26 protein-coding genes and 1 riboswitch are annotated in these 24,549 nt (G+C 71.4%); of the genes, 11 read left to right on the top strand and 15 right to left on the bottom strand.

The genetic code is table 11. The features are described 5' to 3' along the window. Positions 1 to 128: 128 nt before the first annotated feature. From ACIODU_RS07215 to ACIODU_RS07200, 4 genes are all read right to left on the bottom strand, one after another. Positions 129 to 968: an NAD(P)H-binding protein gene (locus ACIODU_RS07215; protein ID WP_356419694.1), complete on the bottom strand. Its 840-nt coding sequence runs from the start codon at positions 966 to 968 to the stop codon at positions 129 to 131. Positions 969 to 1,049: 81 nt separating this feature from the next. Continuing rightward, a complete protein-coding gene (fabG, locus tag ACIODU_RS07210) occupies positions 1,050 to 1,835 on the bottom strand; it encodes a 3-oxoacyl-ACP reductase FabG (RefSeq protein WP_356420392.1) in 786 nt (261 codons plus the stop codon). Between the two features lie 293 nt (positions 1,836 to 2,128). Then, the gene (locus tag ACIODU_RS07205; protein ID WP_356419696.1) at positions 2,129 to 2,953 is read right to left on the bottom strand and encodes an AfsR/SARP family transcriptional regulator; all 825 of its coding nucleotides are present in this window, start codon (positions 2,951 to 2,953) and stop codon (positions 2,129 to 2,131) included. Between the two features lie 198 nt (positions 2,954 to 3,151). After that, a complete protein-coding gene (locus ACIODU_RS07200) occupies positions 3,152 to 3,811 on the bottom strand; it encodes a ScbR family autoregulator-binding transcription factor (RefSeq protein ID WP_356419699.1) in 660 nt (219 codons plus the stop codon). Positions 3,812 to 4,199: 388 nt separating this feature from the next. On the opposite strand from ACIODU_RS07200, the gene ACIODU_RS07195 reads away from it, so the two are divergent. Further along, a complete protein-coding gene (locus tag ACIODU_RS07195; protein WP_401764879.1) occupies positions 4,200 to 5,177 on the top strand; it encodes a ScbA/BarX family gamma-butyrolactone biosynthesis protein in 978 nt (325 codons plus the stop codon). On the opposite strand, the gene ACIODU_RS07190 is transcribed toward ACIODU_RS07195, so the two are convergent. The 5 genes from ACIODU_RS07190 to ACIODU_RS07170 all read right to left on the bottom strand — a co-directional run bounded on the left by ACIODU_RS07190 (position 5,146) and on the right by ACIODU_RS07170 (position 9,894). Continuing rightward, complete coding sequence (locus ACIODU_RS07190; RefSeq protein WP_401764876.1) at positions 5,146 to 6,213, bottom strand: PrsW family intramembrane metalloprotease; 1,068 nt, start codon at positions 6,211 to 6,213, stop codon at positions 5,146 to 5,148. The two genes, ACIODU_RS07195 and ACIODU_RS07190, sit on opposite strands and share 32 nt — an antisense overlap. After that, complete coding sequence (locus ACIODU_RS07185; RefSeq protein WP_401764873.1) at positions 6,210 to 6,818, bottom strand: hypothetical protein; 609 nt, start codon at positions 6,816 to 6,818, stop codon at positions 6,210 to 6,212. The genes ACIODU_RS07190 and ACIODU_RS07185 overlap by 4 nt, the downstream gene beginning before the upstream one ends. A 26-nt stretch (positions 6,819 to 6,844) precedes the next feature. Continuing rightward, positions 6,845 to 7,408 carry a cupin domain-containing protein gene (locus tag ACIODU_RS07180; RefSeq protein ID WP_401764870.1) on the bottom strand — a complete coding sequence of 188 codons (564 nt, stop codon included), beginning with the start codon at positions 7,406 to 7,408 and terminating at the stop codon, positions 6,845 to 6,847. Between the two features lie 70 nt (positions 7,409 to 7,478). Beyond that, positions 7,479 to 8,750: a cytochrome P450 gene (locus tag ACIODU_RS07175; RefSeq protein ID WP_401764867.1), complete on the bottom strand. Its 1,272-nt coding sequence runs from the start codon at positions 8,748 to 8,750 to the stop codon at positions 7,479 to 7,481. Positions 8,751 to 8,754: 4 nt separating this feature from the next. Next, on the bottom strand, positions 8,755 to 9,894 hold the full coding sequence (locus ACIODU_RS07170; protein WP_401764864.1) for a type III polyketide synthase: 1,140 nt from the start codon (positions 9,892 to 9,894) through the stop codon (positions 8,755 to 8,757). Positions 9,895 to 10,370: 476 nt separating this feature from the next. Here ACIODU_RS07170 and ACIODU_RS07165 point away from each other — a divergent pair, with 476 nt between their 5' ends. The 7 genes from ACIODU_RS07165 (at position 10,371) to ACIODU_RS07135 (ending at position 17,575) form a co-directional block, all read left to right on the top strand. Then, a complete protein-coding gene (locus ACIODU_RS07165; protein ID WP_356419717.1) occupies positions 10,371 to 11,012 on the top strand; it encodes a ScbR family autoregulator-binding transcription factor in 642 nt (213 codons plus the stop codon). A 120-nt stretch (positions 11,013 to 11,132) separates the two neighbouring features. After that, a riboswitch (cobalamin riboswitch) is annotated at positions 11,133 to 11,350 on the top strand. 165 nt (positions 11,351 to 11,515) lie between these two features. Further along, positions 11,516 to 13,840 carry a 5-methyltetrahydropteroyltriglutamate--homocysteine S-methyltransferase gene (gene metE / locus ACIODU_RS07160; protein ID WP_401764860.1) on the top strand — a complete coding sequence of 775 codons (2,325 nt, stop codon included), beginning with the start codon at positions 11,516 to 11,518 and terminating at the stop codon, positions 13,838 to 13,840. Positions 13,841 to 14,137: 297 nt separating this feature from the next. Further along, positions 14,138 to 14,356, top strand: coding sequence for a CbtB-domain containing protein (locus ACIODU_RS07155; protein WP_161310109.1), 219 nt, complete (start codon positions 14,138 to 14,140; stop codon positions 14,354 to 14,356). Between the two features lie 21 nt (positions 14,357 to 14,377). After that, complete coding sequence (locus ACIODU_RS07150; RefSeq protein WP_401764857.1) at positions 14,378 to 15,157, top strand: CbtA family protein; 780 nt, start codon at positions 14,378 to 14,380, stop codon at positions 15,155 to 15,157. A gap of 219 nt (positions 15,158 to 15,376) precedes the next feature. Next, positions 15,377 to 16,249 (top strand): LysR family transcriptional regulator, encoded by an 873-nt coding sequence (locus ACIODU_RS07145; RefSeq protein WP_401764854.1) that lies wholly within the window; start codon positions 15,377 to 15,379, stop codon positions 16,247 to 16,249. Positions 16,250 to 16,404: 155 nt separating this feature from the next. Next, on the top strand, positions 16,405 to 16,782 hold the full coding sequence (locus ACIODU_RS07140) for a nuclear transport factor 2 family protein (protein ID WP_401764851.1): 378 nt from the start codon (positions 16,405 to 16,407) through the stop codon (positions 16,780 to 16,782). A gap of 121 nt (positions 16,783 to 16,903) precedes the next feature. Then, on the top strand, positions 16,904 to 17,575 hold the full coding sequence (locus ACIODU_RS07135) for a GNAT family N-acetyltransferase (protein ID WP_401764849.1): 672 nt from the start codon (positions 16,904 to 16,906) through the stop codon (positions 17,573 to 17,575). Positions 17,576 to 17,984: 409 nt separating this feature from the next. Here ACIODU_RS07135 and ACIODU_RS07130 read toward each other — a convergent pair whose 3' ends face one another. The 3 genes from ACIODU_RS07130 to ACIODU_RS07120 form a co-directional block, all read right to left on the bottom strand. Next, positions 17,985 to 18,749: a DUF6193 family natural product biosynthesis protein gene (locus tag ACIODU_RS07130; RefSeq protein WP_401764846.1), complete on the bottom strand. Its 765-nt coding sequence runs from the start codon at positions 18,747 to 18,749 to the stop codon at positions 17,985 to 17,987. 58 nt (positions 18,750 to 18,807) lie between these two features. Then, a complete protein-coding gene (locus ACIODU_RS07125) occupies positions 18,808 to 19,476 on the bottom strand; it encodes a Type 1 glutamine amidotransferase-like domain-containing protein (RefSeq protein WP_401764843.1) in 669 nt (222 codons plus the stop codon). A gap of 157 nt (positions 19,477 to 19,633) precedes the next feature. Next, positions 19,634 to 19,924 (bottom strand): hypothetical protein, encoded by a 291-nt coding sequence (locus ACIODU_RS07120; RefSeq protein ID WP_401764840.1) that lies wholly within the window; start codon positions 19,922 to 19,924, stop codon positions 19,634 to 19,636. A gap of 212 nt (positions 19,925 to 20,136) precedes the next feature. On the opposite strand from ACIODU_RS07120, the gene ACIODU_RS07115 reads away from it, so the two are divergent. After that, positions 20,137 to 20,742 carry a DUF1349 domain-containing protein gene (locus ACIODU_RS07115; RefSeq protein ID WP_401764837.1) on the top strand — a complete coding sequence of 202 codons (606 nt, stop codon included), beginning with the start codon at positions 20,137 to 20,139 and terminating at the stop codon, positions 20,740 to 20,742. Positions 20,743 to 20,849: 107 nt separating this feature from the next. Here the strand turns inward: ACIODU_RS07115 and ACIODU_RS07110 are convergent, their stop codons facing one another. Next, the gene (locus ACIODU_RS07110) at positions 20,850 to 21,830 is read right to left on the bottom strand and encodes an ArsR/SmtB family transcription factor (RefSeq protein ID WP_401764971.1); all 981 of its coding nucleotides are present in this window, start codon (positions 21,828 to 21,830) and stop codon (positions 20,850 to 20,852) included. A 180-nt stretch (positions 21,831 to 22,010) separates the two neighbouring features. On the opposite strand from ACIODU_RS07110, the gene ACIODU_RS07105 reads away from it, so the two are divergent. Continuing rightward, positions 22,011 to 22,412: a peptidoglycan-binding protein gene (locus tag ACIODU_RS07105; RefSeq protein WP_401764834.1), complete on the top strand. Its 402-nt coding sequence runs from the start codon at positions 22,011 to 22,013 to the stop codon at positions 22,410 to 22,412. A gap of 296 nt (positions 22,413 to 22,708) precedes the next feature. Here ACIODU_RS07105 and ACIODU_RS07100 read toward each other — a convergent pair whose 3' ends face one another. Further along, positions 22,709 to 23,332 (bottom strand): TetR/AcrR family transcriptional regulator, encoded by a 624-nt coding sequence (locus ACIODU_RS07100; protein WP_401764831.1) that lies wholly within the window; start codon positions 23,330 to 23,332, stop codon positions 22,709 to 22,711. Between the two features lie 61 nt (positions 23,333 to 23,393). Here ACIODU_RS07100 and ACIODU_RS07095 point away from each other — a divergent pair, with 61 nt between their 5' ends. Beyond that, complete coding sequence (locus tag ACIODU_RS07095; protein WP_401764829.1) at positions 23,394 to 24,296, top strand: oxidoreductase; 903 nt, start codon at positions 23,394 to 23,396, stop codon at positions 24,294 to 24,296. On the opposite strand, the gene ACIODU_RS07090 is transcribed toward ACIODU_RS07095, so the two are convergent. Next, entirely contained in the window at positions 24,267 to 24,515 is a 249-nt protein-coding gene (locus tag ACIODU_RS07090) for a hypothetical protein (protein ID WP_401764826.1), read from the bottom strand. The two genes, ACIODU_RS07095 and ACIODU_RS07090, sit on opposite strands and share 30 nt — an antisense overlap. Between the last annotated feature and the right edge of the window lie 34 nt (positions 24,516 to 24,549).

The raw sequence follows: 24,549 nt of genomic DNA, 5'->3' as shown, positions 1-24,549 counted from the left end.
GGCGGCGTCTGGGGGGGTTATCCGGGGGGGGGTTGTGGGGGGGGGGGGGGGGGGGGGGGGGGGGGGGGGGGGGGGGGGGGGGGGGGGGCCGGGGGGGGGGGGGCCGCGACCACGGGACGGGGTGACGGTCAGACGTTCCAGACGCCGGTGGCGGCGGCGTCCCTGGCGTAGTCGGAGAAGTCGCGGGGCTTGCGGCCCAGGGCCTCCTCCACGCCGTGCACGACGTGCGCGTTGCGGCCGTCGAGGATGAGGCCGAAGAGGTCGGCGAACTCGACCGGCAGCCCGTTCTCGGCGAGGACGGCGCGGTAGTCGTCGAGGGCGACCGGGATGTACGTGATCTCCCGGCCGGTGGCCTTGGACAGCTCCTCGGCCACGTCCTGGAAGCTCAGCAGGCGGGGCCCGGAGAGTTCGTAGGTCTTGCCGATGTGCTTCGGGTCGGTCAGCGCGGCGGTGACCACGTCCGCGATGTCGTCGGCGTCCGTGAACGGCTCGACGGCGTCACCGGTCGGCAGGGCCAGCTCACCGGAGAGGACGGGGTCCAGGAAGAAGCTCTCGCTGAAGTTCTGGTTGAACCAGCTCGACCGCACAATGGTCCAGTCGGCGCCGGAGTCCTTCAGCTTGTTCTCGCTGACCTGCGCGCCCTCCTCGCCGCGCCCGGAGAGCAGCACCAGCCGGCGGGCACCCCGCTCGACGGCGAACTTGGAGAAGGCCTCGACGGCCTCGGCCGCACCGGGGAAGGCGAGGTCGGGGTAGTACGTGACGTAGACGGCTCCCACGCCTTCCAGCGCGCCCTCCCAGGTGGCGGGGTCTTCCCAGACGAAGGGCCGGTCGGCGTTGCGCGAACCGATGCGTACCGGGAGATCCAGCGCGGCGAGCCGCTCGGCGACTCTGCGGCCGGTCTTGCCGGTGCCGCCGATGACGAGTGTCGTCTTCTTGTCTGCCTGGGTGTCCTGCGTGGTCTGTGTCATGACTCCAGTCAAGTGCACCCCGCTGAGACGGTACATAGCCACAAAGCTCAGTTCCATACGCGTGCGTCCAACATTCCGCGCTCAGGAGTTGCCCAGGCCCCCGCAGACGTTGATCGCCTGGCCGGTGACGGACGCGGCGCCCTCGCTCGCGAGAAAGCCGACGAGGCTCGCCACCTCCTCCGCGGTGGTGTAGCGGCCGAGCGGGATCTTCGCCTCGAACTGCTCCTGGACGAACTCCTCGGTGGTCTCCCAGGCGGCGGCGTACCCCTGTCTGACCTGCTCGGCCATCGGGGTCTCCACATAGCCGGGGCAGACCGCGTTCACGGTGACCCCGGCGGGCGCCAGTTCCTTGCCGAGCGACCGGGTGAAGCCGACCACACCGTGCTTGGAGGCGGAGTACGGGGAGCCCAGCAGGACGCCCTGCTTCCCGGCGACCGAGGCGATGTTGATGATGCGTCCGTGGCCGGTCTCCATCAGGCCGCCGCTGCGCAGCACTTCGCGGGTGAGCAGGAAGACCCCGTTGAGGTTGGTGTCGATGACGTCGTACCAGAGCTCGTCGGTCATCTCGGCGAGCGGGCCGCCACCGCCCCGGCCCGCGTTGTTCACCAGGACGTTCACCGGGCCGAACTCCCGTACCACCGAGGCCACCAGAGCGGTGACCGACCTCCGGTCCCGTACGTCGGCCGCCGCGCCCTCGGCGCGCAGCCCCTCGGCGCGCAGATCCTCGACCGTCTGCTTGACGTGCTGCGCGGTGCGGGCGCAGACGAAGACACGATGTCCCCGCCGGCCCAGTTCCCGCGCTATGGCCAGGCCTATTCCCCGGGTCGCACCGGTGATCAGCGCGACCGGACCGGCCGGTGCCCCCATCGCTCCCGGCCGGTGCCCGGCCGCCCCCCGTACCTGAATTCCCACGGCTTCCCTCCGCGTTGTCGAATCTCCGTCGGACAACCGCTCTTCGACTCGGAGACGTTATCCGCGCAGGGATCGCTTTCCTTGAATTCTTGAGTACCTGTCGAGCATGCCTCCATGCTTTCGACCAGGCCACCCACCCATTTCACGCACCCGCGGAACAGCGCCGACACCCCTGAATTCCCTGTCGGCATATGCCGTTCACTTACACGCCGGAAACATTTATCGCCGGCGCGTTCCGGGGGTCGTACTCAGCTCACCCGGACGAGCGGCTCGCGGGCGGTCTCCGCCGCGGCGGCCTCGGGGCCCGCCATCAGGATCGACCGCTGGAGGCGGCGGACGCCCGCCGAGGGCTCCAGGCCCAGCTCCTTCACCAGCGTGGAGCGCAGCCGCTGATAGACGCTCAGCGCCTCGCCCCGGCGGCCGGAGCGGTGGAGGGCGAGCATGAACTGGCCGTGCAGGTTCTCGTGCGTGCGGTACCGGCTGACCAGCACGGTCAGTTCGGCGAGCAGTTCACGGTGCCGGCCCAGCCGCAGATCCGCCTCGATGCGCTGGTCGAGGGCGCACAGGCGCGACTCCTCCAGGCGCTTGATCTCCATGTCGAGCTGCGCCCCGCACTGGACGTCGGCGAAGGGCGGGCCCGTCCACAGGGCGAGCGCCTCCCTCAACTGCCGTGCGGCGCGCGGGTAGTCGCCGGCGTCGGCCGCCCGGTAGCCGAGCCCGGCGAGCCGGTCGAACTCCTTGACGTCGCTGGTGCCGCCGCCGGTGTCGAGCCGGTAGCCGCCGGGGAGGGTGATCAGGATGTCCTTGGCGGTACGCTCGCCGCCGCCCCCCGGCTCGGCCTTGAGCGCCGCCGCTATCAGGGACCGCAGCTGGAGGACGTACGTCTGGAGCGTCGTCCTGGCGCTGCGCGGGGGCTCCCCCGCCCACAGCTCCTCGATCAGCGCGGCCACCGGCACCACCTGGTCCGCGTGGAGGGCCAGGACGGCGAGCACCTGACGGGGCTTGGGCGCCGTCGGAGTGATCGATTTCCCGTTCTGTCTCACAGCCAATGCGCCCAGTACGTCGATGTCCACGCGTCTCCCCTATCCCTGCAAGGTGAAGTCAGTGCCGTTCGAGGCCGCTCACGGGGTGCGATTGCTGCGCATGGATTCAAAAACAGGACAGACGGTTTGTCAATATCAAACCGTCCAGACTGTTTTTTGTTAACGCTGCGTACACCAACCACCGCCCCTTCGTCACCGTACGGGCGGGAATCGGTCAGCGCGCGCCCGTCAAACGGGCTCCTCGACCGGCATTCCGGGCGCGCCGACGACACAGCGGGAGCCGCAGGTCACCACTGTGTCCAGCGCGTCCCGCGCCGCCAGTCTCGGCAGCATCAGCTCCCAGAACCCGGTCAGCGTACGCCGAGAGATCCAGTCCTTGTCGTCCCTTGAGCCAAGTACCTGGAAACCGACCGTCGCCGCCAGGACGGCGCTCACCGCGTCGTCGTGCGACACCCCGTCGGCCAGAGCGCCCTGAGCCGCCGCCCGCTGTAGTACGGTCTCGATCCAGGACCGCCACTCACGCCGCAGATCGACGCCGGCGGCGCGGGAGATGTCGCCGCTCAGCTCGAATCCGGCGCGGACGACCACGTCGTCGCCGAGCCCGCGCATCAGTGCGTGCGTACTGTCCACCAGAAGCTGGAGAGCGGAGGGCCCGTCGGCCCCCGCCGCGACGGTGAGCCGGCGCACCCGGCGCACGGCCTCTTCCTCGACCCCGGCGGCCAGGGTGCTCTTGCTGTCGAAGTGGAAGTGCAGGGCTCCGTTGCTCACCCCGGCCCGCCTGCTGATCGCCGTGAGCGAGGCGGACACGAATCCTTCCTCCGCGAAGACCTCCGCGGCGGCGAGGATCAACGACCGCCGGGTACGGGCGGCGCGCTCCTGCTTGACCATCAACATCTCCAAGGTGTCGGGAGGACCGGCAGCCACGCGCACGTTGCGGCACGACATTAACAAACCGCCGGGGCGGTTTGTATATGGAATACACAAGTCCGCCAGCTGAAGATGCTTCTGGTCGGCCGGGGCTCGAGGTCCGCTCAAGATTGGCTGGAGAACATCTGGAGATCCACTCGACCGAATGAACCACGCCCGGACGCGAGTTCGGCAGTGACACGTGTGTTCTTACGCTTACTCGGCGTGGCGACCCAGTATTTACGTGGAAGCCGCCCAGAAGCCTGTCGACTATACCGGTCGGTATGTATATTTCCCGCTTCGGGGGAGCTGTACCGCTCTCGTCCTTCACCCGTCTTCACCCGTGATCCGTGCTCCTTGGGGAGGCTCCATGTCCGAAACGACCTTCCGGATGAACGACACGTCCGGCTCCGCCGGTCTCTACGGCCCGCCCTGCCCGTCCGGCCCGTCGGCACCACCGCTGACCACCACGGTCCCGAAGGAGTTCGTGCACCGCGCGGCGGTGGCGGAGGTCCTGCTCACCGGCTGGCGCCGCGTCGACGCCACGCACTTCTCCGTGACGGCCCAGTGGCCCCGGCTGCACGGCTTCTACAGCGCCGTCCTCGGCCGGCACGACCCGCTGCTCACCGCGGAAACCATCCGTCAGGTCGGTTCCCTGCTGTCCCACGCCGAGTTCGGCGTGCCTCTGGGGCATCAGTTCCTCATGCGGGACCTGTCGTTCACCGTGGACCCCCGGCACCTCGCGGTGACCGGCGTCCCCGCGGACCTCGAACTCGACGTCCGCTGCTCGCAGATACGCAGACGGGGCTCCGAACTGGCCTCGATGCGCTACGAGGCCGTCGTCCACCGGGACGGCCAGATCGTCGCCACCGGCGGCGCCTCCTTCGCGTGCGCCTCCCCCGCCGTCTACCGGCGCCTGCGCGGCGGGCGCGCCGGTACGGAGTCCTCGGCGCAGCGGCCCCCGCTGGGAACGCCCGTACCACCGCCGGACGTCGGCCGCACCACGCCGTTCGACGTGGTGCTCTCGCCGACCGACGACGCGAGGGTGTGGCAGCTGCGCACCGACACCACCCACCCGGTGCTGTTCGACCACCCGGTCGACCACATACCGGGCATGCTGCTGCTCGAAGCGGCACGGCAGGCCACCCTGGTGACGCTGGGCGCGGGCGACCGCGTACTGACCAGCTTCACCGGCTCGTTCGACCGCTACGCCGAGCTGGACCTCCCGTGCCACGTGGAGGCGCGGGTGCTGCCCGAGGACTTCGCGGGCCTCGCGTCGGTCCTGGTGACCGGCCATCAGGAGGGCGAGCAGGTCTTCAGCTGTGTGGTGAGCGCGCCGCGCGGCTGACGGCGGCCGGGCGCGGGGGGCGTACCGCCGCGTGTTCCTCCACCTCGTCCAGGTAGAGGGCGGCGCGGGCCTCCGCGTCCGCGCGCTGCGCGGGAGGCACTCCCCGCAGCGCGCGCCGGCGCGACCCCCGGGTGAGCAGGTCCGGGGACAGGGTGGTCTCCGGGGACAGCAGGTAGGCGCGGGCCCGGTCCCGTACCCCGCGCCGCAGGGTGAGGTAGAAGCCGAGGGCGACCAGGAAGTTGAGGACCGCCTTGCCCGCGATGCCCGCGACGGACCCCAGGTAGGGCGAGTCGAAGAACCAGTGCATGCCCATCGCCGTCAGCAGGCAGAGCAGGGCCGCGAGGTGGCGTCGTGGCGCCGGCGGGGAGCGGTGGGCGAGCAGGATGCCGACGCCGGTGCCCGCCACGGCGGTCATGGCCCAGTGCGAGCCGACGCCCGTCAGCACCACCCGGGTGGTGAAGGACTGGCCGACGGCGGCTCCCTCGTCGATCCCCCCGGCGATCACGACGGAGTTCATCGCGAAGGTCCAGTTCTCCACGACCTGGAAGCCCAGTCCGGTGAAGGCGCCCAGGAAGAAGCCGTCCAGCGGCCCGCGGACCAGCCGCCGCGACCCGAGGGCGATCAGCAGCACACCGGACACCTTGAGGAGTTCCTCGTTCAGCGGAGCGGTGAGGGCCGCGCCCCAGCGTGAGCCGAAGTCGATCCCGGTGGTCTTGAACCAGACCCCCTGGAGTCCGGTGTTGGCCACGATGGCGCTGCCCGTCGCCGCGGTGCCGCCCCAGGCGACGGCGCTCCAGGCCCAGGGGCGGGACGGCGGCCGGATCGGGCGGGCCTGTTCCAGGATCCCCACGCCGACGGCGACGGTGAGCAGCAGGAGCGCCGCGGCGAGCAGGGCGGAGCCGGGGAAGACCCGGACGAGGCCCGAGAAGTCGTAGAGGATCAGCGCCGCGCCGGCCGCGCAGAGGAAGGCCCACGTCAGGCCCACGACCCTGCGTCCGGCGGACGCGCGGAACGCGGCCGTCGGGGCCGGGCTCACAGCCCGCCCCCGGGGAAGGCGACCTCGCGGGCCTGTGCGAGCGCGTCCGACAGTGCGCCGGGGTCCGCGTCCGGCTCCGCCAGTACGGTGATCTCGACGGCGTAGTCCTGCGCGGGCGACACCCACACGGCGGCCCGGCCCGCGCGCCCGCCCCTGCGCAGTGTGCCGGTCGCGCCCGGCGCTCCCCCGGCGCTGGTGGCCCGGGCCGGCGGCCCCAGCACGCTGTCGCCGTCCACCGCCGACTGGATCCTGCGCAGCCCCGGCCACAGCTCCCCGGCGTCGGCCGTGGTGGTGAGGGGGACGGCGACGTAACTCGCGACGAAGTCGACACCGTCGCGCGACAGGGACAGGCCGCTGCCGGAGTCGCTGCCCGCCTTGCTCAGCTGCCAGCCGTCGCCCACCACCCGCAGGACGAGTGTGTCGTCGCCCGGTCCGAGCATCAGCTCCGTGTTGTTCCGTACGGGCTCGTCGTCGTCGAGGGCCCCGTCGATCAGCGACCAGCCGGCGGTCAGCGCCAGCACGACGCACAGGACGCCCGCGACGGCCCACCGCGTGGACCGGGACGGCCGCGCGGCCGGATGCCGCGTGACCGGTGCGTCCGCCATCGCCTCTGTGCCCGTACCCCTCGTCCCTAGACCGCTTCCCTCCGGGCGTCGTGCCGCAGGGGTGTGAGCTGCTGGATGTCGTAGCGCGCGCGCAGGTCGTTGACGGCCTCGGGGTCCGGCACGCCCTCCTGCTTGAGGATGTCGAGCAGTTCCTCGAAGTAGCGCTCGTGGTCGGTGGGCGGGGACGACTGGAAGAACATGCGCGCGGGTGCGTCGCCGGCGTTGGCGAACGCGTGCGGGCAGCCCGGCGGGACGACGATGACCGTGCCCGGCGTCGCGCGGACGACCGTGCGGCCCGACGCGGACTCCCAGTGCCGCCAGTCCTCGCTCAGCACCCGCGGTTCAAAGGCCAGCACGTCCAGCTCGCCGTCGAGGACGTAGAACAGCTCCTCGCTGTGCGCGTGCCGGTGCGCGCCCACGTCGAAGCCCGGCGGGACGAGGACCTCGAAGCTGGAGGAGACCCGTGAGTGTTCGCCGGTGACCTTGAAGGTCACCTCCTGGGAGGCGGTACGGACGGTCCTGCCTCCGCCCGGCGGGACGACCAGGCCTTCGGTGCGCGCGAGTCCGGCCCGCTGGGTCAGTAGGGTCATGCGGTCCTCCGGGAGGGGACGGAAGGGAAGGGCGGCGGGGAAGGGCGGGCCGGGTTACGGGAGGGGCGGCTCACCAGAGGACGGGCAGCGCCTCGGGGCCGCGGATCAGTGCCCCGCGCCGCCAGCGCACCTCTCCCGGCGGCACGGCGAGCCGCAGCCGCGGCAGCCGCTCCAGCAGGGTCGCGATCATGATCCTGGACTCCATCCGGGCGAGCGTCGGGCCGACGCAGTAGTGCGGTCCGTGCCCGAAGGCCAGATGCGGGGTGGGGCCCCGGTCGAAGTCGAGCCGGCCGGGATCGGCGAAGACGTCGGGGTCCCGGTTGGCGGTGAGGTACGAGGCGTAGACGGCCTCGCCGGCCCGGATCCGTACCCCTCGCACCGTCACGTCCTCGGTCGCGACGCGGGCGAGGCCCACGCCGTTGCGGTGCGGGATGAAGCGCAGCAGCTCCTCGACGGCCGCGGGCAGCAGCTCGGGCTCCGCGCGCAGCCGCGCCAGGTGGCCGGGGTGGGTGAGCAGCGCGTACAGCATGGCGGCGCTGTTGTTGGTGACCGCGTGGGCGCCGCTCACCTGGATGAGGACGGCGATCGCGACCGCTTCCTCGACGCTCAGCTCGTCCGCCTCCACCGCCTCGGCCAGCACCGCCGCGAGGTCGTCGCCGCCGTTCGTACGCCGCCGGCCGATGAGGCCGGTGAAGTAGGCGCCGATCTCCGCCTTGGCGCGCTCGCTGTGGGCGCGGCTGTGCGCGGCGCTCAGGAGCGACTCCGTCCACTTCCGCATCAGCGGCCGGTCGTGCTCGGGCACGCCCATGATCTCGCTGATCATGGCCAGCGGGAACGGCCCGTTGATCCGCTCCATCAGATCGGCGGGCGCGCCCGCGCGCAGCATGGCGTCGACGAGGTCGTCCATGATCCGCCGGGCGCGTTCCTCGACACCCGCGAGGGCGCGGGAGCCGAACGCCTTCGCGACCGGGCGGCGCAGCCGGGTGTGGTCGGGCGGGTCGGCGAATCCCACGGCCGCGTCGAGCGGGATGAAGTGCGGGGCCAGCCGGGTGATGTCGCGGCCGACGACCGCCCGGCGGCTGAAGCGCGGGTCGTTCGTGACCAGCTTGACGTCCTCGTACCGGGTGATCAGCCAGGCGAACCCCTCGCCGTGCGGGAGCCTGATCCGGCTGACCGGCTCCTCGCTCAGCCGTTCGGCGAGGAAGGGGTCGAAGTCCAGCCCGGACAGGTGGGGCACGGCCCAGAACCGGACGGGACACGCGTCCCCTCCGGTGTCGGGGGTGTTTGGGGTGTCCGGGGTGTCCTGCGGGTGCGCCGCCGTCTCCGGTGTGTTGGTGGTCATCTCCTCACCTCACCGGTTCCGTGGCGGGCGACGGCCGGTCGGTGTGGACCGGTGTGGCGAGGACGTGCCGTTCGGAGAGTTCGGGGCCGGCCAGGGAGTCGGTGGACCACCGTCCGAGGGCCATCTCGGCGGTGATGCCGGGCCCGAAGCCCGCGATGATCCCGCTGGCGCCGTCCTCGACCCCGCCCTCGTCGAACAGCCTGCGCACCGCGTCGAGGACGACGGCGCTGGCGATGTTGCCGTACTCGGTGAGCGTGGCGCGGCTGAACCGGAACGCCTCGGGCGGTACCTCCAGGAAGTGACTGAGGTCGTCCAGGATGCGCGGTCCGCCCGCGTGGATGATGTAGAAGTCGAGGGCCGCCGCGTCCCAGCCGTGCTGGACCGCCATCGCGCGGAGCGCGGGGGCGAGGGGTTCCATCGTGCCGGGCACCCGCTTGTCCAGCAGGAAGTGGAAGCCGGTGGCCCGGACGCTGTACGCGATCCAGTCGGTCGTGTCGGGCACGAGGTGGGAGCCGTTGCGTTCCAGCACGATGCCGGTGCCGCCCTTGCCCCGGACGACGGCGGCGGCCACCGCGTCGCCGAACAGGCCGTTGGAGAGCAGCGAGCCGACGCCGAGGTCGGTCGGCTGGTAGCAGAGCGAACAGAATTCGCACGCGACGATGAGGACGTTCCCGTCCGGGTACGCCTGGCAGAAGTCGTGCGCCCGGTTGACGGCCGCGCCGCCCGCCGCGCAGCCGAGCTGGGCGATCGGCAACTGCCGGGTGTGACCGGTGAAGTCCATGGTGTTGATCAGCCAGGCGGTCAGCGACGGCATCATGAAGCCCGTGCACGAGACGTAGATGATCAGGTCGATGTCGGAGGCGCGCAGGTCGGCGTGGTCCAGGGCGCGGTTCACCACCGCGGGCACCCGCGCCTTCGCCTCGGACTCGTACAGCCGGTTGCGGTCCTCGAAGCCGGGGTGCCTGAGGGTCTCCTCGATGGGCTGGACGAGGTGGCGCTTGGCCACTCCGGTGTTCTCGATCAACCGGAGCGCCAGGGGAAGTTGCGGATGGCCGGCGTGGAGCGACCGCGCCAGGGCGAGGGTGTCCTCCATGGTGATCACATGCTCGGGAACCGACACATCGGGCTTACACAGAGTCGCCACGACGCGCTCTCCTTCGTTCGTGTTCGCTGTGAACTGCGGCCCACACTCTGTGGTGGCCCACCACCCCGCAACCTGGGGAACTGCCGGGAACTGGCCCCTGGGAGGAGCGTCGGGGGAGCGAGGGGGCGGGATCCGAAGAACCGTCAGGGATCTTACCTATGACTACGGAAAGTAAGCGCGAAATGGGCGCATCGTCCGTTCGTGGCGCGCCGCCAGGTCCCCGATCGCGCCGCTCCGGCGGCCGGCCGCACCACCGGCCCGGCGACCGTGGGTCACGACCCGTCCACCGAACGGGTCGGAAGCCGAAAACCGGCCATCCTGTACCGGTGTCACCACGGGACACATCGGTCCCGGAGACCTCTTCGCGCCCCAAGGTTTTGGCGCGGGGGAGACATTCGGGGAGTCGTTGAGCCCTATAGTACGGGCTGGGCGGTTTGTTTTGTGCTGGTCAACCCGGCTGCGCGGAAGGGTCATTCATGGCAACACAGGAGCGCGCCATCCGGACGCGCATGGCGATTCTGGAGGCGGCCGGAGCGGTCTTCGACGAGTACGGCTACTCCTCCACGACCCTCACCATGGTTCTGGAGCGCGCTCAGGTCACCAAGGGTGCCCTGTATTTCCACTTCCAGTCGAAGGAAGCGCTGGCGCAGGCGGTCCTGGACGAGCAGGTGCAGCTCGGCACCGTACCCCCGCAGGCCTGCAAGCTCCAGGAAGTCATCGACATCACCTTCGCGGTGGCCCACCGGCTCCTGGACAACGCGCTGCTCAGGGGAAGTGTCCGGCTCACCGTGGACCAGGGCGCTCCCCCCGGCGTCGACCACAGCGGCCCCTTCCGCCAGTGGCCCGTCCATCTGGTGTCGCTGATGGAAGAGGCACGCGCGCAGGGTGAGTTGCTCCCCAGCGTGCGCCCGCAGGACACCGTGGAACTGCTGGTCGGCGCGTTCGCCGGCATCCAGCTGATGTCCCGCGCCCTGACCAATCGCGAGGATCTCGGGCGGCGGATATCGATACTGTGGGGACACATCCTGCCCAGCATCGCGGTCCCGGGCCTGATGCCGAGCATCGACACCGCGCCCGACCGCGGGGTGCGGGTGACCGAGGCGATCATGGCCGCCTGATCATGGCCGCCCGGTCCGGTCCGTACGCCTTCCCGCCCGGTGAGCGGGCCCTCCGCCGTTCCGGAATCCCTCCCCGTCCGGAATAAGGAAAGGGGCTCCCGGCGCTTCAGCTGAGGGCATAGGGTGACGAGTGCAGTCGGTTCGCCCTGTCAGCCAGGCAGCGGCGTCGTAAGAGGGAACCCGGTGGGAATCCGGGACTGCCCCGCAGCGGTGAGTGGGAACGACCGCCGTCATCAGCACTGGGCCCGGACGGGTCTGGGAAGCGACGGCCAGTAGGTGTCTCGTCCGACGAGACGCGCCCGCGAGTCCGAAGACCTGCCACTGCCCGCGTGCGAACACCGTGCGCGGAGATCCCGGTGACCTCGTGGGCGGGTCGGCGTACATATCAGGCGGTCACGCGCACCCGGACACCCGGGCGGGACGTGGTCCGCCGGGTCTGTGGCTCCTCTCGTGCCCTCGACCGTCCCCGGGACGGCAGAGAACCGCTCGCGAAGGAGAGTTCTGTGACAGACAAGTCCGCAGCCGCGGCGGCACGGGCGACCGTGCACGGCTACCCCCGCCAGGGCCAGAACCGCGAACTGAAGAAGGCCGTCGAGGGCTACTGGAAAGGCACCGTCGGCGCCGACGCGTTGCGCGACACCGCCGCCGGACTGCGCCGTACGAACTGGCGCCGCCTCGCCGACGCCGGCGTGCACGAGGTGCCCACCGGCGACTTCTCGTTGTACGACCACGTCCTCGACACCAGCGTCATGGTCGGCGCGATCCCCGCACGCCACCGCGCCGCCGTCGCGGCGGACGCCCTGGACGGGTATTTTGCGATGGCGCGCGGCACGCAGGACGTCGCACCGCTGGAGATGACGAAGTGGTTCGACACGAACTACCACTACCTCGTCCCCGAGCTGGGCCCCGACACCGTGTTCACCGCCGATTCCACCAAGCCGGTCGCCGAGCTGAGGGAAGCCCTCGCGCTGGGCCTCTCGGCGCGGCCCGTGCTCGTGGGCCCGGTCACCTATCTGCTGCTCGCCAAGCCCGCCCCCGGGGTCGACCCGGACTTCGAGCCGCTGACGCTGCTCGACCGGCTGCTCCCGGTGTACGCGGAGGTGCTGGCGGACCTGCGGGCCGCGGGCGCCGCGTGGGCGCAGCTCGACGAGCCCGCGCTGGTCGAGGACAGGACCCCGGCGGAGCTGAACGCCACGGCCCGCGCCTACCGGGACCTCGGTGCGCTGACCGACCGGCCGAAACTGCTGGTCGCGTCGTACTTCGACCGGCTCGGCAAGGCCCTGCCCGTCCTCGCCAAGGCGCCCGTCGAGGGGCTGGCCCTCGACTTCACGGGTCCGGCCGCCGCGAACCTGGACGCCCTGGGAGCCGTGGGTGGTCTGCCCGGCAAGCGCCTGGTCGCGGGCGTCGTCAACGGCCGCAACATCTGGATCAACGACTTCGAGAAGTCCCTGTCGGTCCTCGGTACGCTCCTCGGGCTCGCCGACCGCGTCGACGTGTCGTCCTCCTGCTCGCTCCTGCACGTCCCGCTCGACCTCGCGGCGGAGCGGGACATCGATCCGCAGATCGTGCGCTGGCTGGCCTTCGCGCGCCAGAAGACGGAGGAGATCGTCACGCTGGCGCGCGGTCTCGCGCGGGGCACCGACACGATCGCCGCCGAACTGGCCGCGAACCGCGCCGACCTGGCCTCGCGCGCCGGATCCGCGCTCACCAACGACCCGGCGGTACGGGCCCGCGCCACGGCCGTCACCGACGCGGACGGGCGCCGGACCGCGCCGTACCCGGAGCGGGCGGCGGCCCAGCGGGCCCACCTCGGGCTGCCGTTGCTGCCGACCACCACCATCGGCTCGTTCCCGCAGACGAACGAACTGCGCACCGCGCGCGCCGACCTGCGCGCCGGACGTATCGACACGGCGGGGTACGACGAGCGCATCGAGGCCGAGATCCGGGACGTCCTCGCCTTCCAGGAGAAGGCCGGCATCGACGTGCTGGTGCACGGCGAGCCCGAACGCAACGACATGGTCCAGTACTTCGCCGAACAGCTCACCGGCTACCTCGCGACGCGGCAGGGGTGGGTGCAGTCGTACGGCACCCGTTACGTCCGCCCGCCGATCCTGGCCGGGGACATCTCGCGCCCCGAGCCGATGACCGTCCGCTGGACCACGTACGCCCAGTCGGTCACGGACCGGCCGGTCAAGGGCATGCTCACCGGCCCCGTCACCATGCTGGCCTGGTCCTTCGTCCGGGACGACCAGCCGCTCGGCGACACCGCGCGCCAGGTCGCGCTCGCGCTGCGCGACGAGGTGAACGACCTGGAGGCGGCCGGGACTCCGGTCATCCAGGTGGACGAGCCCGCGCTGCGCGAGACGCTGCCGCTGCGCGCCGGCGACCGCCAGGAGTATCTGGACTGGGCGACGGAGGCCTTCCGTATCACCACCGGCGGGGTCAGCCCGGCCACCCAGATCCACACGCACATGTGCTACGCGGAGTTCGGGGACATCGTCCAGGCCATCAAGGATCTCGACGCGGACGTGATCAGCCTGGAGGCGGCGCGGTCCCACATGCAGGTCGCCGGCGAACTGGCGGCGGCCGGCTATCCGCGCGAGGTGGGCCCCGGTGTCTACGACATCCACTCCCCCCGCGTGCCCTCCGCCCAGGAGGCGGCGGCCCTGCTGCGCAAGGGACTTGAGGCGGTCCCGGCGGAGCGGCTGTGGGTCAACCCGGACTGCGGGCTGAAGACCCGCGGCTGGACCGAGGTACGCGCCTCGCTGGACAACCTGGTCGAGGCCGCCCGCGAGGTCCGGGGCACCCTGCCCACCAGCGCTTCCTGACCCGGCCCGGGGCCCGGAAGGTCCCGGAGCCGGAATCACCCGGCGGCGGCCGGGGCGGACAGACCGGATGTTTCCCGACATCCGGCCAACTGTTCCGCCCCGGCCGCCGTTCGGCGCTGTGGCGGTCCAGGTCCGCAGACGGTACGGTCGCGTGGACATGACGACGGTGTGACGGAAGTCCGGTGAGAATCCGGCACGGTCGCGCCACTGTGTACCCGTACCTCTGCGGGAAGTCAGACCCGGCACCTTCGTCTCAGGCACCACGATCGGGACGCGTGTTCCCCAGGAGGTTCGGCCATGGCACACTCCGCTGCCCCCGCGACAGCCGCAACACCGGCTCTCACTCCCCTCTCGCTCAAGGAGATAGCCCCGTGGGCGCTCTTCTTCGGCGTGCTGATGCTCGTCCTGCTCTACTTCGTCGGCGCGGAACAGGGTGCCCTGTCCGTCATCTCCGGCGAGAGCGTGCACGAATGGGTCCACGACGGACGCCATCTGCTCGGTTTCCCCTGCCACTGACCGGCCGGGAGACCCTTTCTCATGAACTCCGTATCCGTCCGCGCCCTGCTCGTGCGCGGCATGCTCGCCGGCCTCGCCGCCGGTGTGCTCGCCCTCGTGGTCGCCTATCTGCTCGGTGAGCCCTCCGTGGACGCGGCCATCGCGTTCGAGGAGAGCCACAGCCACGAGCACGGCGGCGAGGAACTCGTCAGCCGTTCCCTCCAGTCCACCGCGGGCCTCGCCACCGGTGTGCTGATCTTCGGCATCGCGGTCGGGGGCATCGCCGCCCTGGCGTTCTGTTACGCCCTCGGCCGCGTCGGGCGGTTCGGACCGCGGGCGACCGCTGTCCTGCTGTCCGTCGGCGCGCTGCTGACGGTGTACGTCGTGCCGTTCCTCAAGTACCCGGCCAACCCGCCCGCCGTCGGCAACGGCGACACCATCGGGAAGCGGACGACGCTGTACTTCCTGATGATCGTACTGAGTCTCCTGCTGGCGGCCGGGGCGCTCCTGCTCGGCCGGCGGCTCGCGCCGCGCCTGGGCAACTGGAACGCGACCGTGGCGGCGGGGGCGGCCTTCGTGGTCGCCGTCGGGCTGGCGTACGGCTTCCTGCCGACGATCAACGAGGTGCCCAAGGACTTCCCGGCCACGCTGATCTGGGAGTTCCGGCTGTCCTCGCTGGCTGTCCAGGTCACCTTGTGGACGACGTTCGGGCTGTTCTTCGGCCACCTCGCCGAGCGGCTTCTCGTTCCCCGTACGGACCGGGCCGCCGTCCCGTCCGGTACGTCCGGGGCGGAGCCGAAGGCCACTGCCGCCGCCGGCTGAGGACCGTGGAGCAGGGACAGGGACCGGGGCTCCCGGCGGGTCAGGCCGCCGGGGGCCCCGGTCCGGTGTGTGGCGCCCCCGGTCCGACGCGGCTCTGACGCCGCTCCGACGGGGGCGTCATACCCTGGGGGCATCGGACCGTTCGGTCCGTGCGACCGTCCGGCCCGTACGACCATCCGGACCGTGCGACTGTCCGACCTGCTCCGACCCGGGAGAGCCGTGGACGTCGATCTGAGGAAGCTCCGCTACTTCGTCGCGGTGGCCGAGGAACTGCACTTCGGACGGGCCGCCGAGCGGCTCCACATCGCCCAGCCGGTCCTCTCCCGCCAGATCCGCGCGCTGGAGCAGGACCTGCGCGTCCAGCTCCTCACCCGGGACCGGCGCTCGACCGCGCTCACACCGGCCGGGGAGCAGGTCCGGAAGGACGCCGTGTCGCTGCTGGAGGCCGCCGGGGGCCTGCGGCGCCGGGCGCTGCGGGTCGCGGGCGGCACGGACCGGCTGACGGTCGGCTTCATGCCCGGCATCACGGTCACCGCCGCCGTCCAGGCCTTCGTCGCGCGTCACCCGGGGTTGACGGTGGACGTCCTGCGGACGTCGTGGGACGACCAGACCGGGGCGGTGCGCGACGGGCGCGTCGACCTGAGCTTCGTACGGATGCCGGCCGACCGTACGGACCTGTGCCTGCGCCCGCTGTTCAGCGAACCGCGGGTGGCGGTCCTGCCGCGCGGGCACCGGCTCGCGGGGAAACAGGCCGTCGGCATCGCCGACCTGGCGGGCGAGCGACTGCTCCAGGACCCCGACGCCGTGCCCGAGTGGCGGGACCTCCCCCACCGGCCGCCCGACGAAAACCCTCGGCCGGTCCCCTTCGTCCGCACGGTCGAGGAGAAGCTGGAGTACGTGGCCGCGCTCCAGGGGGTGGTCGTACTGCCGCGCTCCACCGCGTCGTACTACACGCGCCCGGACCTCCGCCAGGTCCCCGTAACCGACATCGAGCCCGGCCAGGTCTGCCTGGCCTGGAGCGCCCGGCAGCCGGGCCCGCTGACCCTGGAGTTCGCCGACCTGGCGGCGGAGATCTACGCGGACGGCTCCTGACCTCGGGCGTCCGCGCTTCACCTCTGCATTACCTCTGGCGTAATCGACGCTGTCCCGGTCGCGAGGCAGGCTTGGGTTCACCGGGTCCCGGGCGGCGCACTCCGCCCGGGACCCGGGTCCCCGACCGACCGAACCTCGATGGAGGCTGATTTCCCATGTCCGTGAACCCTTACGAGACCGCCGTCACCCGTTACTTCGAGGCCTGGAACGCACCGTCCGCCGACGCGCGGACGAAGGCGGTCGCCGCGGCCTGGAGCGAAGACGGCGGATACACCGACCCGCTGGCGGACGTCAGCGGGCAGGAGGCGATCGCGGCCGTCGTCGCGGGGGCCAGGGAGCAGTTCCCCGGCTTCACGTTCCGGCTGGCCGGCACGGTCGACGGGCACCACGGCGTCGCACGCTTCGGCTGGGAGCTGGTGTCCGACGCGGACGGTTCCGTACCCGTGACCGGATCCGACGTCCTCACGCTGGCCGGAGACGGCAGGATCGACCGGGTGTACGGCTTCCTGGACCGGGTGCCGACCGGGGCGTGACGGGGGTGGGGGGCGGGAGGTCCGGGACGGGTGGGAGGTTCGTGACGGGCGGAGGCCGAGGAACGCGTCTCAGCTCCCGGGAGACTTGTGAGAGCGCTCCCAAAACGTCAGCATGCTCTGTATGACCGTGCCACCCGCCCCCGCTCCCGACCCCTCCCCCGCCTCTCCTTCCTCCGCGCGCCCCGCTGTCCGCGCCTATCGGCGCGAGGATCTGCCCGCGCTGTACGACATCTGCGTACGGACCGCGCACGAGGGCCAGGACTCGCGCCACCTCTACCCGGACCCCGACCTGATGCCGAGCATCTTCGCCGCGCCCTACGCCGTACTGGAGCCGGAGCTGACCTTCGTCCTGGACGACGGGCACGGTCAGGCCGTCGGATACGTCCTCGGCACGGCCGACACGGCCGCCTTCGCGCGGGCGTTCCGCACGGTCTGGCTGCCGACGCTGAACGGCCGCTATCCGGCGCCGGCCGGCCCGCCCCGGACGCCGAGCGAGGAGATGATCGCCCTCATGCACGATCCGGAACGGCTGATCCTGCCCGAGCTGGCGGCGTACCCCGCCCATCTCCACATCGACCTGCTCCCCGACTGGCAGCGGAAGGGACACGGCCGGGCCTTGATGTTCCGGTTCCTCGGGGCACTGCGGGAGAAGGGCGTCGGCGCGGCCCACCTCTCGATGGTCACGGCGAACACCGCCGCCCGCGCCTTCTACGACCGGCTCGGCTTCCGGCCGATCGAGGTGCCGGATCCGGGTCCTCTCACCTTTCTCGGGCGCTCGACCACGGTTGAGTAGCCGTACTCATCCGGCCCCCGCTCCCCCGTCCCTATCGCCGTATTCACGAGCGGCGGTATCCGGGGCTGCTCGAGGTGGTGGCGGCGCGCCCACTGTTCCCGCAGGCCAGTGGCGCCCAGGTGAGTTTCGCGGAGGTCGGCGCAGCGCCCCACCGCCGTCGACGGCGGGAATCTCCCCACCATGGCCCGTCTGACCCACCCCGCGCGCGAAGGTGACGGACTACGGCGGCATCTGGCGCCTGCGCCCGGGCACAGTGGACCGCCTCAGGGGCGTGGTGCTCTTCCGCGACGAATCGAGCGCCGAACGCCGCACCCGGCCGAACACGCGGTCGCCGTAACGGTGAACCTCACGGGCACCCCGGTCGGGGACCACCGGGTGCTCCACGGGGTGGGCGACCCGGACGCAGGGGTCAGGTCGTACCGTCGCCGGTCGGCCACCCGCCCTCGATCGCCGGGCCGGCGCCTGTAGGGATGTTGGCGGCCACCAACGCTGCGGCCTCGCGCGGGCTGAGGCCGCTGCCGAGCAGCCGTTCCGGTGTCTGCGGTGACCGTGGCGCGACCACGTTCCACAGCCCGTCAATACGCGGAACCACGTGTGGAACCTCCGCGTGGAAGGGGTCCGCGGTGCTGCTGAGCAGACTGAACTGCCCGTGCGACGGCCAGGGGAAGAACACGCGCAGGGCCGGCTGCGCGTACAGGGCCTCGGCCAGTTCGGCATCGCCCAGCCTGATCGTCTGCGAGCGCTCCAGAGTGAGCCGCCAAGCGGTCGACACCACCCTTCCGGGCGGTGCCGCGTCCAGGGGGGTCGCCGCGAGCAACGACCACTCGCGTCGCAATTGGGCGGTGGACGCGCCATCACGCCAGGCATGAAGAATGGCGGCGACCAACGCGAGGTCGTCGGTGCTACCGAAAGCTCCCCACGGCCAGCCGGAGGACCTGGAGATCTCGATACGGAACTCGCGTTCGTCGGCGTTGGTCGCATAGACGGCGAACCGTGCGGCCTCTCCCCGGTGGTAGCACGCAGCGACCGCGGGATCGAACCCCTCGACGGGCTCCGCCGGCTCGCCGCCCCAGCCGTGACGAGCCGCCTCGCGCGCCAGCGCCGCTGCCAGACCGCCCGGCACCGTCAATTCCGGATAGAGCGCGCTCGACATGTCGCTGGAATGTTCGTTCACGCGCACAAGGTAGGCCGTGAGGGTTCAGGAGTCGCCCAGGACGCCACCCCGTGTGGAGTCACGGATGGAACCGCCACCGGCCTTCGGAGACGACATCCACCTCGCCGTCCCTGACGCGAACGGCCGTCTCGTCGTCGATGAAGTAGACCGGGAAGTCCGCGCGCTCAACGATGCGATCGGCCCAGGCGTCGTCCCGCTCCGGGAAGTCCGGCGAGTACAGGTGGGGCTTGAGGTACCAGTCGAAGAGGCCGAACGGCGGGTCCACGGTCGTCGCGCCGAGCACGTGGAGATCCGCGGCGTCCCCGATGACGTCGGCGGAGTGCCCGGTGAGATTCCGGCTGAAGATCATCGATCCCGCGCTCAACCCCACGTAGACCCGGCTCTCCAGGGCCTCCAGGAAACCGTCGGCCAGGCCGTTGCCCGTGATGCTGCGCGCGAGGTGGTAGTGGTTGCCGCCGCCTACGTAGATGACGTCGGCGTGGAGCAGCCGGTCGAGCACCATCCGCTGGGGCAGGCCGTTCAGCTCCAGAACGTCGAACTCACGCCAGCCGAGACCGTGCAGCCGGTGCATGTCCGCGACGAGCCACCCGTGGTCCCCGGGTTCGGCGACCGACGCCGTGGGGACGTACACGAGGTTCGCCGACCCGAACGGCTTTCCCAGCATGTCCCGCAGCGCGTCCCGCAGCGTCTCGTTCCGGAGGCCACTCGCCGTCAACAGAAGATCCATCGGACGACCCAATCACGCCGAACAAGCACGCGCAACGAACCGCGTACGGCGGACGCAACGGTCAAACGAGCTTCGCGACTGTTCCGCACCACAGAACGGGGACCGTGGTGCGGGGTTCCGGGGGAGGTGGAACCCCGCTGCCTCGGCGGGGGCGGGATCAGCAGGTGACGACCTTGCCGTACGAGCCGCGGCCCCAGGTCCACTCCCACTGTTCGCCCGGCTGGTACGTGAGACACCGCGAGTCCGAGCCCAGGTCGATGACGACCTTGAGGTGCATCGTCTCGGCGCACGAGTTGGTGACCTTCACGTACTTCCGGTGCTTGATGACGTCCCGCTTGACGCAGGCCGGGGCGGTTCCCCTGAGTTGGGCCTCCGAGGCGTGGGCGGCGGCGGGCGCGAGGGTCAGGAGGGCGGCGAATGCTGCGACCAGCAGCGTGAGTTTCTTCATGCCCGGACAACGATCGACGAAATCGGAAGTCACCCTTCCGCTTTGGCTCGCGATCAACACCAGGTCGCCGCCCATCAGATCAGGCCGCGTTCTCCGGCCCGGCCGGTGGGCGTACGCGCACGGCCTCTCAGCAGCGGGAATGACATGATCTCTCGGCGTGTCGGGCCGGTACGTGGCAGGGTGTGTGCCGACCGCGGACGCGAGGAGGCACCATGGGCGAGAGCCCCACCGGCACCACCGGCACGGAAGCTTGTCTGGGCTTCGACGACTGGGCGTGGCTGAACCCGCCCGCCCACTGGGCTCCGTACGACGACGCGCTCGACGTCACGACGGCCCCGGACACCGACTTCTGGGTCACCACGCACTACGGCTTCGTACGGGACACGGGGCACGCGCTGCTGCGGCCGGTGCCGGCGGAGTTCCGGCTGCGGGCGACATTCAGTGGCGACTACCACGAACAGTACGACCAGGCCGGGCTGTTGCTGCGGATCGACGGCAAGAACTGGATCAAGACCGGGATCGAATACGTCGACGGCAGGCAGCAGTTGAGCGCGGTGGTGACGCGCGAGGTGTCCGACTGGAACGTCGTACCGCTCGCGTACCTCACCGACGCCCCCGGGCCGGTGACCGTCGAACTGCGGCGCGAGGGCGACACGGTCACGATCCTGTACGGCCTCGACGGCACCCCCGAGACGATGCTGCGGCTGGCCTACTTCCCGCCGGAGGTACCCGCCCAGGCCGGGCCGATGTGCGCGTCGCCCGACGGGAAGGGCTTCACGGCCCGGTTCACCGCGCTGAGTCTCGACACGCTCACGTGAGTGTGAGCGCGAGATGACGTGGGGAGCCACCGGGCTGCCGTGGGTCCTCCGGCACAAGCTTCGGCCGGGGGAGACCCCTCCCGTCCAGGGAGAACACGCGCCGGAGGTTATGCCCCGTACGACGAATCGGCGGTGATCAGGGCCGCCCCCAGCGGCGTAAGCACGTGGGTCACTGTGTTCGCCCTCCGCACGGACACCAGAAGTCCGGCTTCCCTGAGGGCAGTCGCGTGGCGGCTGGCGGCGGGTACGGAGAGGCCGGTGCGGCGCGCCAGCTCCCCGGTCGTGCACCCGCCTTCGACCCTACGGAGGGTCAGGGCCCGGCCCGGACCGAGCACCCGTGCCAGGGCGCGGTCACCGCTCCGGACCGGACCGGTGACCGTCCACCAACCCGGCCCTCTGGAGACCGGATAGACGAGGACGGGGTCGAGGGCCGGGTCGATGAGGGTGACGGGAACGCGCCAGCAGAAGACCGACGGGACGAGGAGCAGGCCGCGGCCGTCCAGGTGGATGTCCCGCTTCGCCGGGTAGTCGGCCTCCAGCACGGGCGGGTTCCAGCGGAGGACCGGTCGCATGCTGTGCAGCAGGCCGTCCGCTCCCCCGTCGAGCAAGGCGCGTGCGCGCACCGCCCGGTCCGCGTCGACGAAGGACCGGATGCGGGCCCAGCTGGGGGCCACCGCCGCGCGGTGGTAGCCGTGCAGTGCCTCCCCGAGACCGGAGACGGCGGCCGGGTCTCCGTCGGCCAGGGGATGCATCCACAGCGGCACGGCGGGAAGGACAGCCAGCTCAGCGCGTAATCGCCGGGCCGTGGTCGCCAGTACGGCGTCGATGCCCGCCTCCAGGCCGTGCAGCGCTTCCGGTGGGGTGAGAAAGTCCGGAAAGTCACTTCGCGGCGGGGCGAGCGCCCGGACCAACCGAGCTTGTCCGGGGGCCAGCTGGCGCAACCGGGAGCGCGTCCGCGCGCGCCAGGAGTCGAAGACCGCCTGCCCGTCACGGTTGCCGAGCAAGTTGGCGCTGAGGACCACCTCCCACAGCGGGTCCGGCCCCGGCGCCACTCTCGTACGGAGCAGATCGTCCCTGGTGAAGTGCACTCTCAGCAAGAGGTCCCCCCTCCCGTCGTCACCGCTCCCCGCCTCACGATTCTGCATGGGGAGCATGACCGTGACCACGGTTGTTGCCACCGGACGAAAAGTCGTGGCCCGGGTTTTCCCTCTCCCGGCAGTCTGGTCGTACGAAGAGGCCTCAGATCCGCCCCAACCGGAGGAGAACTCATGCGCAGAGTCCAGGCCGCGGCTGCCGCGGCCGCGACGTTCGTAGCAGGCGTGATCGCACTGGTGCCCGCGGGCCCGGCCGCCGCCGCGACCCCCACATGCAACTGGGTCGCCTCGTACAGCGGAGCGTGGGTGCCGTCGCTGCAATCGGGCAACATCACGTGCAACCTGGTGCAGGGCACGTACGGAGAGGCTGTCCGACAACTACAGACAACCCTCAACAAGTGTTACGGGGCCCGTCTGACGGTGGACAAGTCCTTCGGCCCCGCGACGCGAAGCGCGCTGGTCGCGGCGCAGCGAGCCGCCGGCACACCGGCGGACGGGGAGTACGGCCCGAACACCCGTGCGGCCATCAGACACGAGCCGCTCAACGGCAGCACGAACTGCGTCCGCGTCCCCTGACCAACTCCGACCCGCATCAGCGCCGCGAAGGCCCGGCGCCGCGCTGACGGGCATCAGCGTCAGCACGGCCGGCCCGGCACAAACCTCCGCCGCCGAATGCACCAACGGCACCAACGGCACCAACGGTTTCGTAGTGGGAGAAGCGAGCAAGGACACCGGCTGGTGGTGACCCGCTCTTCGGCGCACGACGCGACAGCGACGTTCTCAGCCCCCCGATCAGCCATGCGTCCCCAGGGCCCGACGAGGGCCGGGGCCGTCATCGACCGCGAGGTCGCGCGGGTCACCGACCGGTCGGCTCAGGACGTACCGTTCTCGCGTGGGCGCAGGCCCTCCACCAGGGTGTCGACCGTTCGGGACACCAGTTCCTCCAGCGGGAGGTCGCCGTTCACGCCCGTGGTGGCGAGGACCGCCAGGCCCTGGAGGACGGCGAGGACGGTCAGGTCCACGCGGCCGGTGGTGTCGGCGTCGATGTCGCCCCGGGCGCGGGCCTGGGCGAGGAGGGCGACGGGGGCGGCGAAGGCGCGGTCGTTGGCCTCGCGGAGCCGTGCGGCGCGGGTCGCGTCCTTCGAGGTGTGCATCAGACCGAGGAGGGCGCGGTGCTCGACCGCGAACGCGACGTACGCCTGCGCGAAGGTCACCAGTCGCGCCGTGAAGCCGCCGTCCTCGTAGACCTCGGGGGATCCGCCCAGCGCCGCGTCCAGGCGGCGGCCCAGCCGGTCGTACCCGTCCTCGGCCAGGGCGTCCAGCAGGGCCTGCTTGTCGGCGAAGTGGCGCCTCGGGGCGCCGTGGCTGACGCCGACCTCCCGCGCCAGCTCCCGCAGCGAGAGGCCGTCGGCGCCGTGGGTGGCCAGCGTCCGTTCCGCCTGCCGGAGCAGGGCCGTCCGCAGGTCGCCGTGGTGGTAGGGCCGGGGGGTGCTCATCGGCTCACCCTATCCCCATGTTGTCGTTGACTACATTGTATCCATTGCCTACATTGGAGGCATGAGCCCTTCCTCGCACACCCCGCGGTGGTCCCTCTCCGACCTCCCCGCCCAGACCGGTCGTACGGTCGTGATCACGGGCGCCGGCGGCGGCATCGGGCTGGAGACGGCCCGGGCGTTCGCCTCCGCCGGAGCCCGGGTGACGCTGGCCGTCCGCGCCCTCGACGCGGCGCGCGCGGCGGCCTCGGACCTGCCGGGCGACCCCGAGGTGCTTCCCCTGGACCTGGCCGATCTCTCCTCGGTACGGCGGTTCGCCGCCGCCTGGGACCGGCCCCTCGACGTCCTGGTCAACAACGCGGGGGTGGCCAACGTCCCCCTGCGGCGGACCGCCGACGGCTTTGAAACGCACCTGGGCACCAACCACCTCGGCCACTTCGCGCTGACCAACCTCCTGCTGCCCCGGATCACCGACCGCGTGGTCACCGTCGCGTCCAACGCGCACAAAGGGGCCACGCTCGACCTCACCGACCTGAACTGGCGGCGGCGCCCGTACCGCGCCCCGGCCGCCTACGGACAGTCCAAGCTCGCCAACCTGCTCTTCACGCTGGAGCTGCAACGACGCCTGACGGAGGCCGGATCGCCGGTCCTCGCGGTCGCGGCGCATCCGGGCGCGGCCACCACCGGGCTGAACCGCCACCTCGGTCCCGCCCTGGCCTTCGTGGCCGCCACCGTCGGGCGGATCATCCAGCAGAGCGGTGCGGCGGGGGCGCTGCCCACGCTCTTCGCGGCCACCGCGCCGCTGGCCGGGGCGAGTTACGCCGGCCCGGACGGGCGAGGGGAGCAGCGCGGCCGTCCCACCCTCGTCGGGCGGAGCGCGGCGGCCCAGGATCCCGTCCTCGCACGGGAGTTGTGGGACGCGTCGGAGCGGCTCACCTCAACTGCCTTTCCCCTCCTGGTCCCCTGACGAGGGCGCGACGCGCCGTTCGACCGCCTCCGCCGCCGCGCCCATGGCGACACCCGCGACGATCAGCACGACCGACACGTAGATCTCGTAGCCGTCGAAGACGTCGAACCTGGCCACCAGGGACCAGAGCCTGAACCACCCGCCGGTCAGTTCGTACAGGAGGCCGCCGACCCCCTGGGCCAGCAGGACGAAGCAGAGGAAACCGAAGAAGGTCTTCACCTCTCCGAGGGTAGGGAGAGCGGTGGTGCGGGAC

This window comes from Streptomyces sp. NPDC088261 (assembly GCF_044740805.1).
Lineage (GTDB): Bacteria > Actinomycetota > Actinomycetes > Streptomycetales > Streptomycetaceae > Streptomyces.
This window is presented reverse-complemented; position numbering and strand designations above follow the sequence as displayed.

What these genes read in the sequence shown, in the direction of transcription:
- ACIODU_RS07140 (WP_401764851.1), top strand. Translation starts at nt 16,405, where the DNA reads ATGTCCGTGAACCCTTACGAGACCGCCGTCACCCGTTACTTCGAGGCC.
- ACIODU_RS07100 (WP_401764831.1), bottom strand. Translation starts at nt 23,332, where the DNA reads ATGAGCACCCCCCGGCCCTACCACCACGGCGACCTGCGGACGGCCCTG.
- ACIODU_RS07095 (WP_401764829.1), top strand. Translation starts at nt 23,394, where the DNA reads ATGAGCCCTTCCTCGCACACCCCGCGGTGGTCCCTCTCCGACCTCCCC.
- fabG (WP_356420392.1), bottom strand. Translation starts at nt 1,835, where the DNA reads ATGGGGGCACCGGCCGGTCCGGTCGCGCTGATCACCGGTGCGACCCGG.
- ACIODU_RS07115 (WP_401764837.1), top strand. Translation starts at nt 20,137, where the DNA reads ATGGGCGAGAGCCCCACCGGCACCACCGGCACGGAAGCTTGTCTGGGC.
- ACIODU_RS07155 (WP_161310109.1), top strand. Translation starts at nt 14,138, where the DNA reads ATGGCACACTCCGCTGCCCCCGCGACAGCCGCAACACCGGCTCTCACT.
- ACIODU_RS07175 (WP_401764867.1), bottom strand. Translation starts at nt 8,750, where the DNA reads ATGACCACCAACACACCGGAGACGGCGGCGCACCCGCAGGACACCCCG.
- ACIODU_RS07105 (WP_401764834.1), top strand. Translation starts at nt 22,011, where the DNA reads ATGCGCAGAGTCCAGGCCGCGGCTGCCGCGGCCGCGACGTTCGTAGCA.
- ACIODU_RS07135 (WP_401764849.1), top strand. Translation starts at nt 16,904, where the DNA reads ATGACCGTGCCACCCGCCCCCGCTCCCGACCCCTCCCCCGCCTCTCCT.
- ACIODU_RS07200 (WP_356419699.1), bottom strand. Translation starts at nt 3,811, where the DNA reads ATGGTCAAGCAGGAGCGCGCCGCCCGTACCCGGCGGTCGTTGATCCTC.
- ACIODU_RS07120 (WP_401764840.1), bottom strand. Translation starts at nt 19,924, where the DNA reads ATGAAGAAACTCACGCTGCTGGTCGCAGCATTCGCCGCCCTCCTGACC.
- ACIODU_RS07165 (WP_356419717.1), top strand. Translation starts at nt 10,371, where the DNA reads ATGGCAACACAGGAGCGCGCCATCCGGACGCGCATGGCGATTCTGGAG.
- ACIODU_RS07185 (WP_401764873.1), bottom strand. Translation starts at nt 6,818, where the DNA reads ATGGCGGACGCACCGGTCACGCGGCATCCGGCCGCGCGGCCGTCCCGG.
- ACIODU_RS07180 (WP_401764870.1), bottom strand. Translation starts at nt 7,408, where the DNA reads ATGACCCTACTGACCCAGCGGGCCGGACTCGCGCGCACCGAAGGCCTG.
- ACIODU_RS07150 (WP_401764857.1), top strand. Translation starts at nt 14,378, where the DNA reads ATGAACTCCGTATCCGTCCGCGCCCTGCTCGTGCGCGGCATGCTCGCC.
- ACIODU_RS07195 (WP_401764879.1), top strand. Translation starts at nt 4,200, where the DNA reads ATGTCCGAAACGACCTTCCGGATGAACGACACGTCCGGCTCCGCCGGT.
- ACIODU_RS07125 (WP_401764843.1), bottom strand. Translation starts at nt 19,476, where the DNA reads ATGGATCTTCTGTTGACGGCGAGTGGCCTCCGGAACGAGACGCTGCGG.
- ACIODU_RS07215 (WP_356419694.1), bottom strand. Translation starts at nt 968, where the DNA reads ATGACACAGACCACGCAGGACACCCAGGCAGACAAGAAGACGACACTC.